Genomic DNA, 17,757 nt, shown 5'->3' on the forward strand with positions numbered 1-17,757 from the left:
ATGGCGACACGCAAGCTACCCATGCTGGATTTCGCCGAGGTGCAGGAGCGGCTGCAGCGGCAGTTCCAGAATCTCGACCCCAAGGACCCGTCGCTGTGGCCTGTCCTGCCACGCATCCTGCTGTGCCTGTTCATCGCCGCGGGCGTGGCGGCACTGCTGTGGTACGGCAAGCTGACCGAGTATGAAGAGGAGCTGATCGCCGAACGCTCGACCGAGCAGCAGCTGCGCGAGGACTACCAGAAGAAGCTCATCAAGGCAGTGAGCCTGGAGGTGCTGAAGAAGCAGCGCGAGCAGGTGCAGCAGTACGTGACCCAGCTGGAAAAGCAGCTGCCCAGCAAGGCCGAGATGTCGGCGCTGCTGTCGGACATCAACCAGGCCGGCCTGGGCCGCAGCCTGCAGTTCGAGCTGTTCCGGCCCGGCCAGGTGGTGGCCAAGGACTATTACGCCGAACTGCCGATTTCCATTCGCGTGGTCGGTCGCTACCACGACATCGGCTCCTTCGCCTCCGATGTGGCGCACCTGTCGCGCATCGTCACGCTGAACAACATCTCGCTGGCCCCGGCGGCCAAGGACGGCGCGGGCAATCTGACCATGGAAGCCACCGCGCGCACCTTCCGCTATCTCGATCCCGAGGAGATCCAGGCGCAGAAGGCCGCCACCAAGAAGGCGGGCAAGAAATGACGCGCGGCCGATTTCAAGCGGCATGGCTGGCGGTACTGCTGGCGCTGGGTGGCTGTGGCAGTGATGGCCAGGACGAGCTGCGCGCCTGGATGGCGCAGCTGCGCGCCACCACCAAGCCGCGAGCCTTGCAGATCACCGAGCCCAAGCAGTTCGTGCCGACCGACTACCCAGCGAACAGCGGTGCCGATCCCTTCAGCCCGCAAAAGCTCACGCAGGCGCTGCGCCGCGACTCGGGGCAATCAGCCGCAAACATGGCGCTGATCGCGCCCGAGATGGCACGGCGCCGCGAGCCCCTGGAGGCCTATCCGCTGGACTCCATGCGCATGGTCGGCAGCCTGAACAAGGAGGGAATCCCCACGGCGTTGATCAGCGTGGACAAGCTGCTCTACCAGGTTCGGGTGGGCGACCACTTGGGCCAGAACTACGGAAAAGTCATGGCCATCAATGAAACCGGGGTGCAGTTGCGCGAGATCGTGCAGGACGCCACCGGCGACTGGGTCGAACGCACGATCAAGCTTGATTTGCAAGAGGGAAGCGGGGAGAAGAAACCATGATGAAGCGCGTCAAGACACGCCTGCGCGAACACCTGGCGCCCGCCTCCATCGCGCTGCTGGCCCTGCTGGGCAGTGCGCTGGCCCAGGCCCGCCCGAACATCGAGTCGGTCAACGGCTTCCAGCAGTCGGGCGCGCAGGTGCTGCGCATCGAACTGTCCGAGCCGCTGGGTGAAACGCCCACTGGCTTTGCCACACAGACCCCGGCGCGCATCGCACTGGACTTTCCCGGCGTGGCCAACGCCACCGGGCAGTCGCTGGTGGAGATCAATCAGGGCAACCTGAAGTCTGCCCACATCGTGCAGACTGAGGAGCGCGCCCGTGTGGTGCTCAACCTCAAACAGCCTGTGCCCTACAGCACGCAGGTGCAGGGTCGCACGGTGCTGGTGCTGCTGGACGCAGCCACCGGTGGCGTGCAGGAGCCGGTCGCGCCACGTGCTGCGCCGATCAGCGTGCAGCAGGGCACCGACCTGCTGCCACTGCGTGACCTGGACTTCCGCCGCAGTGCCGATGGCGCCGGCCGGGTGGTCGTGGCGCTGGCCGGCAGCCAGGTCGGTGTGGACGTGCAGCAGCAAGGCAAGGGCCTGGTGGTCGAGTTCCTGCAGTCGTCCCTGCCGCAGGGCCTGCGCCGGCGTCTGGACGTGTCCGACTTCGGCACGCCCATTCAGACCATCAGCGCCACCCAGCAGGGCGACCGCGTCAAGCTGACGATCGACCCTGTGGGCGAGTGGGAGCACAGTGCCTACCAGAGCGACAACCAGTTCGTGGTCGAGGTGCGGGCGAAGAAGGTGGACCTGAACAAGCTCAGCCAGGGTCCGCACTACACCGGCGAGAAGCTGTCGTTGAACTTCCAGAACATAGAGGTGCGTTCGCTGCTGCAGGTCATCGCCGATTTCACCAATTTCAACATCGTCACCTCCGACACCGTCACCGGGGCGCTCACGTTGCGCCTCAAGGACGTGCCCTGGGACCAGGCGCTGCAGATCATCATGGACGCCAAGGGCCTGGGCATGCGCAAGTCGGGCTCGGTGCTGTGGATCGCCCCCAAGGACGAGATCGACGAGCGCATTCGCAAGGACTACGAGGCCGCGCAGGCCATCCAGAAGCTGGAGCCTGTGCGCACTCAGGCATATCAGCTGAACTACGCCAAGGCTGCCGACATCGTGATCCAGCTCACCACCGCCTCGACCGGCGGCGGCGCGGGCACGACCAACGCCCGCTTCCTGTCCGAACGCGGCAGCGCCATCGCCGAGCCGCGCACCAACCAGCTGTTCGTCACCGACACCCCCGCCAAGCTGGAGGAGGTGCGCCAGCTGCTGGCCACGCTGGACGTGCCGGTGCGCCAGGTCATGATCGAGGCGCGCATCGTCGAGGCGCGCGACACCTTTGGCCGGTCGCTGGGGGTACGTCTGGGCGGCGGTGACCTGCGGGCCAACCGTGGCGGGGATGGCGGTTATGGCATCGGGGGAGGCAACCGCGTGGCGATCGGCACCGACTACGGCAACGCCACCAATTCCTCTGGCTTTGGCGGGCCCGTGAACGTCAATGGCAACTTCGTGAACTTGCCCGCTTCTCTGTCCACCGTGACGGGCGCAGGCTCCTTTGCACTGTCCATCTTCAACTCTGCCGCCAACCGCTTCCTGACCCTGGAGCTGTCGGCCATGGAGGCCGACGGCCAAGGCCGTATCGTCTCCAGCCCGCGCCTGATCACCGCCGACCAGACCAAGGCACTGATCGAGCAGGGCACGGAATATCCCTACTCGGTCACTGCCCCCAACGGCGCCACCACCATCGCGTTCAAGAAGGCGGTGCTGAAGCTGGAGGTCACCCCGCAGATCACGCCGGAAGGCGCCATCATCCTGGACCTGGATGTCAACAAGGACAGCCGCGGCGAGGATACCGGCCAGGGTGTCGCCATCGACACCAAGCACGTCAAGACCCAGGTGCTGGTGGAAAACGGCGGCACCGTGGTGATCGGCGGTATCTTTGAGATGGAAGAAACCAACCAGGAAACCAAGGTGCCGGTGCTGGGCGACGTACCCGTAGTGGGCAATCTGTTCAAGAGCCGGACCAAGGAATCGCAAAAGCGCGAGATGCTGGTGTTCATCACCCCCAAGGTGATCACGGATCGCGGGCCGGTGCGTTGATTTTTTTTAGGTGATAGAGATCTCATGAGAACTTTGAAATATCCCGTTTATTCCCTCCTTGCTGGTGTCGTGCTGGCTGGCTGCGGCGGTGGCGGCGGCAGCGGGGGCGAGTCGTCGGCGCCCTACACCATCAGCCTGCGCGCGGAGAAAACCTCTCTGCCGCTGAACGTGCAGGGCTACCCGGCCGGTATCGGCGCTTATCACCCCTACACCACCACGCTCTACGTCCAGGCGTCGCAGGGTGGACAAGCCATTGCGGATGGGAGCGACGATACCTTCGCGTGCGATATGCGTGCAGGGCTGGACACGGGTGCGCTGTACTACCTCGATGGCAAGAGCGAGCACGAGACCTCGGACAAGGACGCCAGCGGCCAGGAAGTCAAGCGCCCGACTGCCTACCGCAGCATCACGCTCGGGGCCAATTCCGGCGGCAATTCGTTCCATTTCCATGCTGGCGACAAGGCGGGCGTGGCAACGATTGCCTGCACGGTGACCGACCCGCGCGACAAGAAGCGCCATACGGCAACCGTGAACATCACCGTGGGCGCCGCCACCGGCATGGCCGCCAGCATTGAAACCGTGGCGCAATTTCCTGCGGTGGCCGTGCAGGGCAATGCGTACAACTATCGCACCGCCACGGCGGTCCAGGTCTTCGCCCTGGACGACGCCAACCAGCCGCTGCCCAATTCGACCAACTACAACATGCTGGTGAACTTGCTGCCTGGCAGCGCCTCTGCTGGCGCACGCCTGCTTTCGGGCACGCAGTCGGGCAGTTCGGTCACCGTCAATTCGGTCGGCGGCGTCGGCCAGTTCGCCTTCTCTGCCGGAACCACACCGGGCACGGTGGGCATCGAGGTGGTTGCCGACCGCGCCGATAACAACGTCAGCAACGGCATCCAGGATCCCATCAAGCACGTGATGGTGCTGCCCGTGGTGAGCGGCCAGCCCGCCGAGGTGTATGAGCCCCTGACGGTCGCCAGCGTCAGCCCGCCGGCAGCTACCGTGGGTCTGCCCTACAGCTACTTCCTCAGCGCCGCCGGTGGCGCCGCTCCATACGCCTGGGCGGCGCTGGGCGAGCTGCCTGCAGGACTGGGGTTGAGCCAGGAAGGCCTGCTCAGCGGCACTCCGACCCAGACGCAGAGCGGCACCGTGCCGGTGGCATTGCGCGTGATCGATAGCAAGGGCGCAAGCCAGGTCGTCAACGTCAGCATAGCGGTCACAGCGCCTGAGAAACCCAAGGTGTCGGGGACGGCGACGCCGTGAGCGCCTCTTTGCTGCGCATCCGATGAGGGCCTGTGGCCGGGGCAGCACCAGCCGCTGCGCCTGGCCCTAAACTCGTGCGCTCGGCACGTGGTGCGGCCATTGCAGCCCCGGCACACTCTGCCGGGGCTTTTTCGTGTTCTGGCGCGGGGCGCTAGAACTTCTCTTTCAAGGCAGCGAAGGATGGACGATGGGTGCAGCAGGCAGCACGGCGGATCACAAGAATCAGGCAGAAGGAGCAGGCGACACTCCGCAGCAGGTACGCATCGCTCTGGACGAGCGCAGCTATTGCATCCACATTGGCGCCGCCTTGCTTCCGGCACTGGCGCGGCAGCAATTGCCCGCAGGAACGGCTGCGCTGATCGTCAGCAATACCACCGTTGCCCCGCTCTACGGCGCACAGCTGGCGCAAGCCCTTGCACTGCACTATCCGCAGGTCCATACCGTCACCCTCCCCGACGGTGAGGAACACAAGACCTGGCAGTCGCTGAACCTCATCTTCGACGCCCTGCTGACCCACGGCTGCGACCGCAAGGTAGTGCTCTACGCCCTGGGCGGCGGCGTGATCGGCGACATGACCGGCTTTGCCGCCGCCTGCTACATGCGCGGGGTGGACTTCGTGCAGGTGCCGACCACGCTGCTGGCGCAGGTGGACTCCAGCGTCGGAGGCAAGACTGCCATCAACCACCCGCTGGGCAAGAACATGGTCGGCGCCTTCCACCAGCCGCGGCTGGTGGTGTGCGACCTGTCCACTCTAGATACGCTTCCCGCGCGCGAACTGGCCGCGGGGCTGGCCGAGGTCATCAAGTACGGCCCGATTGCCGACATGGAGCTGTTCGCCTGGCTCGAGCAGAACCTGGACGCGCTGCTGGCGCGCCAGCAGCGGGCGCTGGCGCACGCGGTGCGGCGCAGCTGCGAGATCAAGGCCCAGGTGGTCGGCGCCGACGAGCGCGAGGCCGGGCTGCGCGCCATCCTGAACTTCGGCCACACCTTCGGCCATGCCATCGAGGCCGGCATGGGCTACGGCGTGTGGCTGCACGGCGAAGGTGTGGCCGCCGGCATGGTCATGGCGGCCGAGCTGTCGCGCCGACTGGGGCTGGTGGACGCGGCCTTCGTGCAGCGTCTGCGCACGCTGATCGAGCGCGCCGGCCTGCCGGTGCGCGCGCCGGTGCTGGACGCGGCCGATAACGCCGGCCGTTATCTGCAGCTGATGCGTGTGGACAAGAAGGCCGAAGGCGGCGAGATCCGCTTCGTGCTGATCGACGGCCCGGGCCGGGCCGTGGTGCGCGCTGCTCCCGATGCGCTGGTGCGCGAGGTCATCGACACCTGCTGCGCCGGCTGATGGTTTGTGCTATTTTTTCAATAGCTGCAAGCCTAAGTAGACACAGGGCTAGGGCCGGATTTGGTATGAGATCCCCAGGCAGGGCTGCATTCGGGGTGCGATACGGAGGTTTTGCTACTTTTTCAGTAGCTGAAGGCCGTTTATTCAGAAGGGCTTGAGGCTGTTTTGACCATGAATGTGCTGCTGGCCCCTTACGCCTGCGACCCGGCCCGCTCGCGCGGCCGGCGCCATCCCCAGCTGCCGGCGCCGACGCGCACCGAGTTCCAGCGCGACCGCGACCGCATCGTGCACTCGTCGGCCTTCCGACGGCTGGTCTACAAGACGCAGGTTTTCCTGAACCACGAGGGCGACCTGTTCCGCACGCGCCTGACGCACTCGCTGGAGGTGGCGCAGCTGGGCCGTTCCATTGCGCGCTCGCTGCAGCTCAATGAGGACCTGGTCGAGGCCATCTGCCTGGCGCACGACCTGGGCCACACGCCCTTCGGCCATGCCGGGCAGGACGCGCTGAACGCCTGCATGCAGGGCTTTGGCGGTTTCGAGCACAACCTGCAGAGCCTGCGCGTGGTCGACTGGCTGGAGCACCGCTACCCCGAGTGGAACGGCCTGAACCTGACCTTCGAGACGCGCGAGGGCATCCTCAAGCACTGCGCGCGGCGCAACGCCGAGCGGCTGGAAGCGCGCGAGCCGCACGGCGTCGCCTGGCGCTTCCTGCACGGCGGCCAGCCCAGCCTGGAGGCGCAACTGTGCAACCTGGCCGATGAGATCGCCTACAACGCGCACGACCTGGACGACGGCGTGCGCTCCGGTCTGGTGACGCTGACGCAGCTGCGCGAGGTGCCACTGTTCGACCGCTACCGCGCCGCCGTACAGGCGCAGTACCCGCAGCTGGCCCAGGGCGAGACCGGCCAGCGCCGGCTGCTGCACGAGGCCATCCGGCGCATGCTCAGCGACCAGGTCTATGACGTGATCGGCGGCACCCGCGCGGCGCTGGCGCGGCACCGGCCGGGCAGTGTCGAGGAAGTGCGCCAGCTGCCGTCCCTGGTATGTTTTTCCGACGCCATGCGCGCGCAGTCGCAGCAGCTGAAATCATTTTTGATGCAGTCGCTGTACCGGCACCCGCAGGTCATGCAGACCACCGACAGCGCCCGGCGCATCGTGCGCGAGCTGTTCGGCATCTACCAGTCACAGCCGAACGAACTTCCTGCCGAACAGGCCGCCCAGGCGCTGGAGGGCGACGAGCAGCAACGCGCGCGCACGGTGGCGGATTTCATCGCCGGCATGACCGACCGCTTCGCCATGCGCGAGCACGAGCGGCTGACGGGCGAGCGGCTGCTGGACTGAAAGTCCGGGCAGGTGGCTGCCCGGCCAGCCTGGCCTCTATCGCACCACGCGTAAGCCACGCTCCGGTGCTGCAGGCGCCAGCGGCACGCGTCCGCTTGCGTGCAGCCACGCCCGGCGCAGCACCCGCGGCGCCCAGGCTTCCTCCGGGATCAGCAGCCAGCGCCGCTCGCGGGCGCTGCGCCCCAGGGCCAGCTGGCTGGTCACCACCGTCAGCGGCACGGCAGCCAGCAACGGCAGCGCCACCGGCAGCAGCCACACCAAGGCGCGCGCGTCCAGCAGCGCCACGCCAGCCGCCAGCGCGGCCACGGCCAGCCCGGCGGGGGCGAAGCGCGCGGCGGCGTCCTTCCAGGGCACGGCAGCAGCTTCGCGCGGCGGCGATTTCCAGTCCAGCTTCAGGCCGGTGAGCGCCACCAGCACGAACAGCGAGTGCGCCAGCATGCGGATCGGCGCCTGCAGGATGGCCAGCAGGCTCTCCAGCAGCGCGCTGGCCAGCAGGCTGGCGGCGCCGCCAAACTGGCGCTGCTCGCCCTTGAGCACCACCGCCAGCACGCCCAGCACGCGCGGCATGAACAGGATGCACAGCGTCCAGGCCCACAGCGCCAGCAGCTCGCCCGGCAGGGCGCGCCAGTCGGCGACGAGCGGCGAATCGGTCAGCCACAGCCCGGTGCCCAGAGTGATGAAGACCAGCCACAGCGGCGCCGACAAATAGGCCATGGCGCCGGTCACCAGCATGGCGCGGTGCACCGGGTGCAGGCCGGGCTCGGCCACCAGGCGAGCGTTCTGCAGGTTGCCCTGGCACCAGCGGCGGTCGCGCTGCAGCTCGGCCAGCAGGTCCGGCGGCTGTTGCTCGTAGCTGCCGTCCAGGTCGGCCGCCAGCCACACCTGCCAGCCGGCACGGCGCATCAGCGCGGCCTCGACGAAGTCGTGCGACAGGATGGAGCCCGACAGCCCGCCCGTGCCGGCCAGTGGCGCCAGCGCGCAGTGGCGCATGAAGGGCGCGATGCGGATGATGGCGTTGTGGCCGAAGTAGTGCGACTCGCCCAGCTGCCAGTACTGCATGCCCAGCGTGAACAGGCGCCCGGTGACGCGCGCGGCGAATTGCTGGGCGCGCGCGTGCAGCGTCACGTGGCCCACGCCCTGGCTGGCGGTCTGGATGATGCCGGCGCGCGGGTGCGCCTCCATCAGCCGCGCCAGGTTCACCAGGCACTCGCCGCTCATCACGCTGTCCGCGTCCAGCACCACCATGTAGCGGTAGTCGCGCCCCCAGCGGCGGCAGAAGTCGGCCACGTTGCCGGCCTTGCGCTGCGTGCGGCGCCGACGCAGGCGGTAGTACACCTCGGGCTGGGGCTGCTGCGTCTGCGCCGCCTGCGTGGCCAGCTGCAGGCGCAGCGCCTCCCAGGCGGCGCGCTCGGCGGCGATGGTGGCGGGCTCGGAGCTGTCGGACAGCACGAACACGTCGAAGGCGCGCGCCTGGCCGGTCGCGGCCAGTGACTCGCAGGTGGCGCGCAGGCCGGCGAACACCGTGGCCACGTCCTCGTTGCAGATCGGCATGACCACGGCGCTGCGCGCATCCGGCGCCAGCGCGTGGCCGGCGACGCTGCGTGCCGACAGTGCATGGCGGTCGCCGCGCAGCAGCACCCACATGCCCATCACCGCCGTCATGAAGCCGGTGACCACCCACGCCGACAGCAGCGCGAACAGCGCCAGCTGCAGCCAGCCCAGCCAGGCGTGGCCATACACCGGCTGCAGGCGTGCGAACAGCAGCGTGGCGGCCAGCGTGCTGGCCAGCGACAGGCCGATGAAGACTTGGCGGCGCCGGGCGGCAGCGCGCTGCCAGGGCTGGGCCGGGCCGTGCGCGGCGGCCGTGCGGGCCTGCCCGCCCAGGCGCAGCAGCAGCGCGGTGGCAATGCTGTTCCAGAAGCCGCGCCAGGGCAGCGGCACCATCGAGCCGCGGTGCACCGGCGGCGCCGTTCCGTGGCCGGGGTGGCGCCGGTCGTCCGTGACGATGGCGGCAGGGGTAGGCAGGTTGTCCAGGTTCATTCGGGAAGAAGCACGTGCGTCCATGTCTCGCTCACTGCGTGGGAATCGTGTTGAAGAAAGGCGCGCAGCTCGGCCGGGCGCGTGGCTTCGACGGCCTGCACGCGCAGCACCGCGCGCCAGCCGCCGGTGGCGGGATGGGGATGGGCCTCGGCGCGCAGCACGCGGGCGTTGCTGCCGGCGCTGGCCACGACGCGCACCGGCGCGTTGGCAGGCAGCGCGCGCAGGGCCGGGCCATCGAAATCGATCACGTACTGCACCTGGCCGGGCGCCAGGGCGTTCGCAGGCGTCTGGTGGCCTGCGCCGCGCCGCGTCTGCGTGACCCAGGAAGACGGCGGACGCTGCTGCTGCTCGCCCTGCCACAGCAGGTCGTAGTCCAGCTCCAGTGGCATGCCGGGCGCGGGCAGGCGCGCCGGTACCCAATAGGCGACGATGTTGTCCTGCGTCTCGTCAGGCGTCGGCAGCTGCACCAGCTCGACGCGCCCGGGGCCCCAGGGCGTGCGCGGGCGCACCCAGGCGCTGGGGCGGCGTTCGTAGCGCGCCTCGGCGTCCTCGTAGCTGGCCCATTGCCGATCGCGCTGCATCAGCCCGAAGCCGCGCGGGTTGTCGAGCGCGAACGAGGTCACGCTGACCTGGCGCGGGTTCTGCAGCGGGCGCCACAGCCACTCGCCATCGGCAGCAGCGATGGACAGACCATCGGAGTCGTGCACCTCGGGGCGGAAGTCCTGCTTGTTCGGCTGGTTCTCGCCGAAAAAGAACATGCTGGTCAGCGGCGCGATGCCCAGCGTGGCCGGCGCGGGTATGCCGGCGCGCAGGAATACGCGGGCGCGCACCCGCATGGCGGTCTGCGCGCCCGGCTGTAGGTCGAAGCGGTAGGCGCCAGTCGCGCGGGGCGATTCCAGCAGTGCATACACGGTCAGCGCGCGCGCCCCGGCCTGCGGGCGCACTAGCCAGAACTGCGTGAAGCGCGGGAATTCTTCCGCGCCGGCGCCGACGGTGTCGATCGCCAGGCCGCGGGCCGACAGGCCGTATTGCTGCCCCTCGCCCAGGGCACGGAAGTAGCTCGCTCCCTGGAATACCGCCAGCTCGTCCTTGTAGGCAGGCGTGTTCAGCGGGTAGTGCAGGCGCACGCCGGCAAAGCCCAGGTCGCCCCAGTCCTGCGGCTGCAGGCGGTTGGCGCCGAAGTCGAAATCCTCGGGCCGGTAGCGCAGCGCGCGCACGCTGCCATCGGGCAGCACCTCGTTCACCGCCACCGGCTGGGCATGCAGGCCGGCGCGGTGGAAGAACATGGCCTCGAACGGCAGACCGGCGTCGCGCCACAGCGCGCGCTCCGGGCGCCAGCGGATGTCGCGCGCACCGTCGTAGTCCAGCGCGGCCAAGGCTGGCGGCAGCGAGGCGGCAGCAAGTGCGGGCGTGGATGGACGCGCCGCCGCGTCCCGGGCGATGCGCGTCAACGTGTCGAAGCCAAAGGCCTCGGCGCCGAAAGCCGGCTGCACCAGGGCCATCGCTCCGCCCAGGGTGGCGCTGGCCAGCCAGCGTCCCAGCTGGCCACGGCGCCGGCGCCCGATGAAGGAGGAGACGAACAGGGTCATGCCCGTCTAAGGGCAAACCCCGTGCCAGCCGTAAAAAAACCAGCTGTGACAAGGACTTGAAGGGCGTACGCAGCGTAACCGGGTGTACAGCTGGGTCCGGGGCGTCAGCAGTCCCTCATTCCGTCGTCAAGCAGCGACGCGAAAATGTCGGACTTTTTCGAAAATGCCTTGCAAATCAAATACTTACTCATGTCGCTAAATGGCGACATCGTCCTCTTCACTGCCTTCGGCCTTGAAATTTCCGGGCGTCAGGGCGTGTTTCTGCAGCAGCCGGTAGAACTCAGTGCGGTTGCGCTGCGCCAGCCGTGCGGCGTCGGCTACGTTGCCATCGGTCATCTTCAGCAGGTCCACCAGATAACCGCGCTCGAAGCGCTGGCGCGCCTCGGCCAGGCTCAGCACCTGGGCCGCCGGGCTGCGCAGCGCGCGCTGCACCAGGCCCAGCGGCACCAGCGGCGTGGTGGACAGCGCGCACACCTGCTCGACCACGTTGTAGAGCTGGCGCACGTTGCCCGGCCAGGCGGCCGTGCCTAGCGCCTTCAGCGCCTCGGGCGAGAAGCCCGACAGCCGCTTGCCGTACTTGCGCGCCAGCGCGTGCAGAAAATGGTTGGCCAGCAGCGCGATGTCCTCGCGCCGCTCGGCCAGCGACGGCAGGCCGAGCGTGACGACGTTCAGGCGGTAGTACAGGTCCTCGCGGAACTGCCCGGCGGCCATGGCCGCCTCCAAGTCGCGGTGCGTGGCCGACAGGATGCGCACGTCCACCGCCACCGCCTGGCTGGCGCCCACCGGGCGCACTGCGCGCTCCTGCAGCACGCGCAGCAGCTTGACCTGCAGGGCAGGCGGCATATCGCCGATCTCGTCGAGCAACAGCGTGCCGCCGTGCGCCGCCTGGAACAGGCCCTTGTGGTGCGCCACCGCGTCGGTGAAGGCGCCCTTGACGTGGCCGAACAGCTCGGACTCCAGCAGGTTCTCGGGGATGGCGCTGCAGTTCACCGCCACGAAGGGCTGCTGCGCGCGTGGGCTGGCGCGGTGGATGGCGCGCGCCAGCAGTTCCTTGCCGGTGCCGCTTTCGCCCAGCAGCAGGATGCTGGCGTCCGACTGGGCGACCATGCGCGCATCGGCCAGCAGGTCGGCCATGCGCGCCGAGCGGCTGACGATCTCGGCGCGCCAGGCCTCATTGGCCTGTGGCGTCGGCGCCGCGGCGGGGGCGGCCAAGGCCAGCGCTGCTTCGACCTTGGCCATGAGCTCGCGCGGCTCGTAGGGCTTGGTCAGGTAGGTGAAGACGCCGCGCGCCGTGGCCTCCACCGCGTCGGGGATGGTGCCGTGCGCGGTCAGCAGGATCACCGGCAACGCCGGATGTTGGGCGTGGATCTCGTCGAACAACGCCAGCCCATCGCGCCCGGGCAGGCGCACGTCGCTGATGACCAGCTGCGGGCGCTCGATGTCGAACTGCGCCAGCGCCGCCTCGGCCGATGCGGCGGTGGTGACCGCATAGCCGGCGGACTTCAGGCGCAGCGACAGCAGGCGCAGCATGTCGGTGTCGTCGTCCACCAGCAGGATGCGTTGGCGCGCCGTGTCGGCGCCGTGGCTGGTGGCAGGGGCGGGGGTGCGGCTGGGCATGGCGCAGTGGTGAAGGTTCAGCGCGTGGCCGGCACGCGGCTGCTGCCGCGCGGGCGCGCGGGACGGGCGTTGAGGCTGCGCTCGAGCGCGCGCACGGCGTCCAGCCGCTCGTCCAGCTGCTCGTTGCGCCGCTGTACCTCGCGCAGCTGCTGGCCCTGTTGCTGCAGCTGCTCCTCCAGCCGGCGCTGCTGTAGCAGCCGCGCCTGCAGCAGCCGTGCCAGGGGGTGCAGCTCCTGCAGCGAGGGCTGCTCCAGCGTGCGCTGCACCAGGCCCAGGGCGCGCGCGGTGTCCGCCGGCTGGCGCGTGGGCAGCAGCACCAGCGCCAGGCGCAGCGCCGGGGCGTCGGCGGCGCCGGGGTCTTGCTGCGCGGCGCGCTCCAGGTCCGCACGTTGCGCGGCCAGCGCGGCGCCGTCGAGCTGGCGCACCGCATCGGCGTACCGCAGCAGCACGTCCTGGGGCGATGGCACAACAGCTGGCTCCGGGCAGGACGCGACCGGCTCGGGCGGCGGCGCCGTGCAGGCCGGCGCCTGGGCCAGGGCCGGGGCGGTTTCCACGGGCGCGGGTATCTGGGCGCAGCCGGCCAGCGCCGCGCCCAGCACCAGCGCGGCAGCGGCAACGCGCACCGCTGCCGGGCAGGGCGATGTCTGCAGGGCAGGGGTGGGCATGGCGGGGTTAAAGGTCATCAGGCAGCTCGATGCGGAAGGTGGTGTGCGGGCCGGTGTCCAGCAGCAGGGCGTCGCCGCCATGCGCCTGCGCGTATTCGCGCACGATGGACAGGCCGACGCCGGTGCCGCGCGCCGCGTCCTCGGGCTGGCGCACGCCGCGGTAGAAGGGCTCGAAGACATGCGCGCGGTCATTGTCGTGGACGCCTGGGCCTTCATTGTGTAGGTCGATATGCACCCAGCCCTGGCTGCGCGCCAGGCGGATCTGGATCACGCCGCCGCGCGGCGAGAAGCGGATGGCGTTGGACAGCAGGTTGCCCACCGCCGAGGCCAGCTTGTCCGCGTCCACTTCCAGCCACAGCGGCTCGCCCTGCACCTGCACGCTGAGCTGGCGTGCCTGCCACTGCAGGCGCTGCACCTCCACCTGTGCCTCGACCAGCGCCAGCAGGTCGGTGCGTGCGCGCCGCAGCTGGCGCGCGCCGAACACGGCGGCATTGAAGCGCAGCAGTGCCTCGATTTCCTCCTGCAGCGCCAGCGTGTTGTGCTGCAGGATCTGCACCACCTCGCGCTGGCCGGCGCTGAGCTCGCCCGTCACGCCCTCCTGCAGCAGCGCCACGCCCTCGCGCAGCGAGGCCAGCGGCGTCTTCAGCTCGTGCGAGATGTGGCGCAGGAAGCGCGTCTTGTCGGCGTCCAGCTCCAGCAGGCGCACGCGCAGCCACTCCAGCTGCTGGCCCAGGCGGCGCACGTCCACCGGGCCAGCGATCTCGATGCGCCGGCTCGGCTCGCTCTCGCCCAGGCGGCGGATGGCGCGCTCCAGCCGCTTGAACGGCCGCGCCAGCCACACGCCCAGCGCCAGCGCCAGCAGCGCCGCCAGCGCGATCACGCCGACCACTTGGTGCTGCGCCGCGTGCCGGCTGTCCTCCACCCGTGCCAGCAGGGCGTCGGCGCGGCGCGCGTTCAGCTCCTGTACTTCCTGGGCGATACGCGCGTTCAGTGCGTCGATGTCCAGGAACACGGCAGCCACCGCGCGCTCGCGCTCCAGCGCCAGTGCGCCGGGGCCTTCCAGCAACTGGTGCGCCTGGGCCAGGTGCGTGTTCCATTGCGCCGCCAGCTCGGGCGTCAGCCCGCCGGTCTGCAGGCGCCGCAGCGTGGCCTGCGCGTCGCGCAGTTCGCCTTCGAAACGCTGGCGCAGCTGCGCGTCGCCCAGGATCAACGACTGGCGCGCGGCGCGCTCCAGCGCCTGGCTGCGCGCGGCCAGTTCCTGCGCGCCGGCGGCCAAGCGCGTGGCCTCGGCGGCACCGCTGCGGCTGTGCTCGATCAGCTGCTCCAGCGTGGCCAGCGCGCGCAGCGAGCTGGCGCCCAGCAGCGCGCCGATGACCAGGAAGGCCAGCAGCAGCAGCTGCAGGAACGACAGCCGCGCCAGCAGCCAGCCGCGCTGACGACGCTGGTCATGTGCGCGCACGGGCTGCGCCGCCGGCCTGGTGGGCACCGCGACCGTGCCGCTGCTCAGGACGCCGCCAGCGCCGCGCCGCGCTCGCGCACCAGCGCCTCGCCGCGCAGCGTGTAGGTGCGCGCCTCGGTGATGCGCACGTCGATCATTCGGCCGATCAGGCGGGCGTCGCCGGCGAAGTTGACCACCCGGTTGCACTCGGTGCGGCCCATCAGCTCGCCGCTGTCGCGCTTGGATGCTCCTTCGACCAGGATGCGCTGCACCGTGCCCACACGCTCCTGGCTGATCTCCAGGATGTGGCGGTTGATGACCGCCTGCAGCTCCTGCAGCCGCGCCAGCTTCACGGCGTGCGGCGTGTCGTCGTGCAGGTTGGCCGCCGGCGTGCCGGGGCGCGGGCTGAAAATGAAGCTGAAGCTGTTGTCGAAGCGCACGTCCTCGATCAGCTTCATCATCTTGCGGAAGTCCTCGTCGGTCTCGCCGGGAAAACCGACGATGAAGTCGCTGCTCATGGCCATGTCCGGACGGATGGCGCGCAGCTTGCGGATGGTGCTCTTGTATTCCATGGCCGTGTAGCCGCGCTTCATGGCCATCAGGATGCGGTCCGAGCCGTGCTGCACTGGCAGGTGCAGGTGGCTGACCAGCTTCGGGATGCGCGCGTAGGCCTCGATCAGCCGCGGCGTGAACTCGTTCGGGTGGCTGGTGGTGTAGCGGATGCGCTCGATGCCGGGGATCTCGGCCACGTATTCCAGCAGCAGCGCGAAGTCGGCCTTTTCGGCCGTGTCGCCCATGGAGCCCAGGTAGGCGTTCACGTTCTGGCCCAGCAGCGTGACTTCCCTGACGCCCTGGTCGGCCAGACCGGCCACCTCGACCAGCACGTCCTCGAACGGCCGGCTCACCTCCTCGCCGCGCGTGTACGGCACGACGCAGTAGCTGCAGTACTTGCTGCAGCCTTCCATGATCGAGACGAACGCGCTGGCGCCCTCGACGCGCGCCGGCGGCAGGTGGTCGAACTTCTCGATCTCGGGAAAGCTGATGTCCACCTGCGGCCGGTGCTGCCGGGCGCGCGCGTCCAGCAGCTCGGGCAGGCGGTGCAGCGTCTGCGGGCCGAACACCACGTCCACGAAGGGCGCGCGCTTGATGATCTCGGCGCCCTCCTGGCTGGCCACGCAGCCGCCGACGCCGATCAGCACGCCGCGCTGCTTCAGGTGCTTGACCCGGCCCAGGTCGGAGAACACCTTTTCCTGCGCCTTCTCGCGCACCGAACAGGTGTTGAACAGGATCAGGTCGGCCTCGTCGGGGTTGTCGGTCGCCTCGTAGCCCTGGGCGGCGTGCATCACGTCGGCCATCTTGTCCGAGTCGTACTCGTTCATCTGGCAGCCAAAGGTCTTGATGAATACTTTCTTGGCGGTCGTGGTCATGGCGTTCTTCAGCGTGCGGTTTGGGTGGCGGGCAGGGTCTGGGGCGCATGCCCGGCGCTGCCCTTGCGCGCCAGTTCGGCCTCGGCCGGCGTGAGCATCCAGGCGGTGAGCAGCCAGCCGGTGCTGGCTTCGCGCACGTAGCGCACGGCCAGCGGCCGCTGCGCCACGGTGTGCGCGAAGACCAGGGCGTTCTTCTCGTTGAACAGGCGCAGGCCCGGGGCCAGGCGGATCGGCTTGCCGTCCAGTTCGGCCTGGTTGCGGTCCAGGATCTTGAGCGTGCCCGCCTGGGCCTGGGCGGGAAAAGTGCGCTGGCCGGCGATTGGCGCCTGGGCAGTGGCGGCCAGGGGGGCCAGGGGGGCCAGCGCCAGCACGCCGGCCAGGGCGGCGGCGCACAGCCGCGCGGCGCGTGGGCAGATGGAAAGTGGACAGCGTTGCATGGTGTGTATCCAGGGGCTGTAAGGAAAACGGACGAAAGGCGGGGATTGTGCCCAAGGCGCAAAAGCCGTCGGTTCCGCTGGTCCAGGGATGTCCCCGCATCCTGACCAATGTTTCTGACTGATACAGAATCTTGGGTTTTGTTCGGCCATGCCGCACATTCCCCAGGACATCACATCGTCAGGTTGACATGGATTTTTCGCGCATCAAGGTAAGCACCCGACTGGGTTTGGGTTTCGCGGTGGTCATCGTGGCCGGCATCGCGGTGGCGGCGCTGGGCGGGGTACAGCTGAACCGGGTGCAGCACAGCACCCAGCTGCTGGTGCAGGACCGGCTGGTCAAGATCGAGCAGGTCACGCGCATCCAGAACAACGTCAACCACATCGCCCGGGCGGTGCGCAACATCGCCCTGCTGTACGACGAAGACCCGCGCGAGGAGCAGATGAAGCGCCTGGAGGCGGCGCACAAGGACAACCAGGAGCTGTACCGGCAGCTGTCCGCCAGCATCACCACGCCCGAAGGCCAGGCGCTGCTGCAACAGCTCGACCAGGCGCGTACGGTCTATAACGAATCGATCGAGAAGGCGGCCAACCTGGGCATGGCGGGCCAGGGCAGCATGGCGGCGCACGTGCTGATGAGCGAAACCCCGCCTTTGCAGGCACGCTACTTCAGCAGCCTGGAAGAACTGACCGCCCTGCAGCGCGGCCTCATGCAGGATACGGCCCGCGAGGTGCAGGACCTGGCGCGGTCGACCATCCTGCTCATGGCACTGATGGCGGCAGCCGCTGCCGCGGCGGGCGCGCTGATCGCCTGGCAGCTCACCCGATCGATCACGCGCCAGCTGGGCGGCGAGCCCGACCATGCCACCAGCGTGGCACGCGAGATCGCCGCCGGCCGCCTGACCGCGCAGCTGCAGCTGCGCGCGGGCGACACGCACAGCCTGCTGGCGGCCATGGCCGGCATGCAGGCCAGCCTGGGGCAGGTGGTCAGCCGGGTGCGCCGCGGCTCGGAGGCCGTGGCATCGGCCAGCACCCAGATCGCCCAGGGCAACCAGGACCTGTCCGCACGCACCGAGAGCCAGGCCAGCGCGCTGCAGCAGACTGCCGCCAGCATGGAGCAGCTGTCGTCTACCGTGCGCCACAACGCCGACAACGCCCAGCAGGCCAACCAGCTGGCGCAAAGCGCCAGCGGCGTCGCCCAGCAAGGCGGCGAGGTCGTGGCGCA

Annotated in this window: 14 protein-coding genes; 7 read left to right on the top strand and 7 right to left on the bottom strand. The window is 69.2% G+C overall.

Annotated elements, in window-relative coordinates:
- The 6 genes from BLQ61_RS15920 to BLQ61_RS15945 all read left to right on the top strand — a co-directional run bounded on the left by BLQ61_RS15920 (position 1) and on the right by BLQ61_RS15945 (position 7,322).
- Complete coding sequence (locus BLQ61_RS15920) at positions 1-681, top strand: type IV pilus inner membrane component PilO (protein ID WP_091572569.1); 681 nt, start codon at positions 1-3, stop codon at positions 679-681.
- Positions 678-1,235: a pilus assembly protein PilP gene (locus tag BLQ61_RS15925; RefSeq protein WP_091572572.1), complete on the top strand. Its 558-nt coding sequence runs from the start codon at positions 678-680 to the stop codon at positions 1,233-1,235. Before BLQ61_RS15920 ends, BLQ61_RS15925 begins: the two co-directional genes overlap by 4 nt.
- Positions 1,235-3,379 (top strand): type IV pilus secretin PilQ, encoded by a 2,145-nt coding sequence (locus BLQ61_RS15930; protein ID WP_091572574.1) that lies wholly within the window; start codon positions 1,235-1,237, stop codon positions 3,377-3,379. The genes BLQ61_RS15925 and BLQ61_RS15930 overlap by 1 nt, the downstream gene beginning before the upstream one ends.
- Positions 3,380-3,403: 24 nt before the next feature.
- Entirely contained in the window at positions 3,404-4,642 is a 1,239-nt protein-coding gene (locus BLQ61_RS15935; protein ID WP_139182766.1) for an Ig domain-containing protein, read from the top strand.
- Between the two features lie 187 nt (positions 4,643-4,829).
- Positions 4,830-5,981 (top strand): 3-dehydroquinate synthase, encoded by a 1,152-nt coding sequence (gene aroB / locus BLQ61_RS15940; protein ID WP_091572579.1) that lies wholly within the window; start codon positions 4,830-4,832, stop codon positions 5,979-5,981.
- Positions 5,982-6,152: 171 nt separating this feature from the next.
- Entirely contained in the window at positions 6,153-7,322 is a 1,170-nt protein-coding gene (locus BLQ61_RS15945; protein WP_091572582.1) for a deoxyguanosinetriphosphate triphosphohydrolase, read from the top strand.
- 36 nt (positions 7,323-7,358) lie between these two features.
- Here BLQ61_RS15945 and mdoH read toward each other — a convergent pair whose 3' ends face one another.
- The 7 genes from mdoH to BLQ61_RS15980 form a co-directional block, all read right to left on the bottom strand.
- Positions 7,359-9,362, bottom strand: coding sequence for a glucans biosynthesis glucosyltransferase MdoH (mdoH, locus tag BLQ61_RS15950; RefSeq protein ID WP_245704105.1), 2,004 nt, complete (start codon positions 9,360-9,362; stop codon positions 7,359-7,361).
- The gene (locus BLQ61_RS15955; RefSeq protein WP_425415629.1) at positions 9,359-10,951 is read right to left on the bottom strand and encodes a glucan biosynthesis protein G; all 1,593 of its coding nucleotides are present in this window, start codon (positions 10,949-10,951) and stop codon (positions 9,359-9,361) included. The genes mdoH and BLQ61_RS15955 overlap by 4 nt, the downstream gene beginning before the upstream one ends.
- A 195-nt stretch (positions 10,952-11,146) precedes the next feature.
- Positions 11,147-12,568 carry a sigma 54-interacting transcriptional regulator gene (locus BLQ61_RS15960; RefSeq protein ID WP_091572587.1) on the bottom strand — a complete coding sequence of 474 codons (1,422 nt, stop codon included), beginning with the start codon at positions 12,566-12,568 and terminating at the stop codon, positions 11,147-11,149.
- A 17-nt stretch (positions 12,569-12,585) separates the two neighbouring features.
- The gene (locus BLQ61_RS17430) at positions 12,586-13,233 is read right to left on the bottom strand and encodes a hypothetical protein (RefSeq protein WP_175488323.1); all 648 of its coding nucleotides are present in this window, start codon (positions 13,231-13,233) and stop codon (positions 12,586-12,588) included.
- Positions 13,234-13,240: 7 nt separating this feature from the next.
- Positions 13,241-14,692 (bottom strand): sensor histidine kinase, encoded by a 1,452-nt coding sequence (locus BLQ61_RS15970; protein WP_245704102.1) that lies wholly within the window; start codon positions 14,690-14,692, stop codon positions 13,241-13,243.
- Positions 14,693-14,736: 44 nt separating this feature from the next.
- Positions 14,737-16,098, bottom strand: a complete 1,362-nt coding sequence (gene miaB, locus BLQ61_RS15975) for a tRNA (N6-isopentenyl adenosine(37)-C2)-methylthiotransferase MiaB (protein ID WP_091572590.1) — start codon at positions 16,096-16,098, stop codon at positions 14,737-14,739.
- An 8-nt stretch (positions 16,099-16,106) separates the two neighbouring features.
- Positions 16,107-16,535 (bottom strand): hypothetical protein, encoded by a 429-nt coding sequence (locus BLQ61_RS15980; protein WP_091572593.1) that lies wholly within the window; start codon positions 16,533-16,535, stop codon positions 16,107-16,109.
- A gap of 188 nt (positions 16,536-16,723) precedes the next feature.
- Between BLQ61_RS15980 and BLQ61_RS15985 the strand changes: the two genes are divergently transcribed.
- A partial coding sequence (locus BLQ61_RS15985) for an MCP four helix bundle domain-containing protein (RefSeq protein WP_175488324.1) occupies positions 16,724-17,757 on the top strand: 1,034 nt, incomplete at its 3' end.

Source organism: Oryzisolibacter propanilivorax (assembly GCF_900103645.1).
In the GTDB taxonomy this organism is placed as follows: Bacteria; Pseudomonadota; Gammaproteobacteria; order Burkholderiales; family Burkholderiaceae_C; genus Melaminivora; species Melaminivora propanilivorax.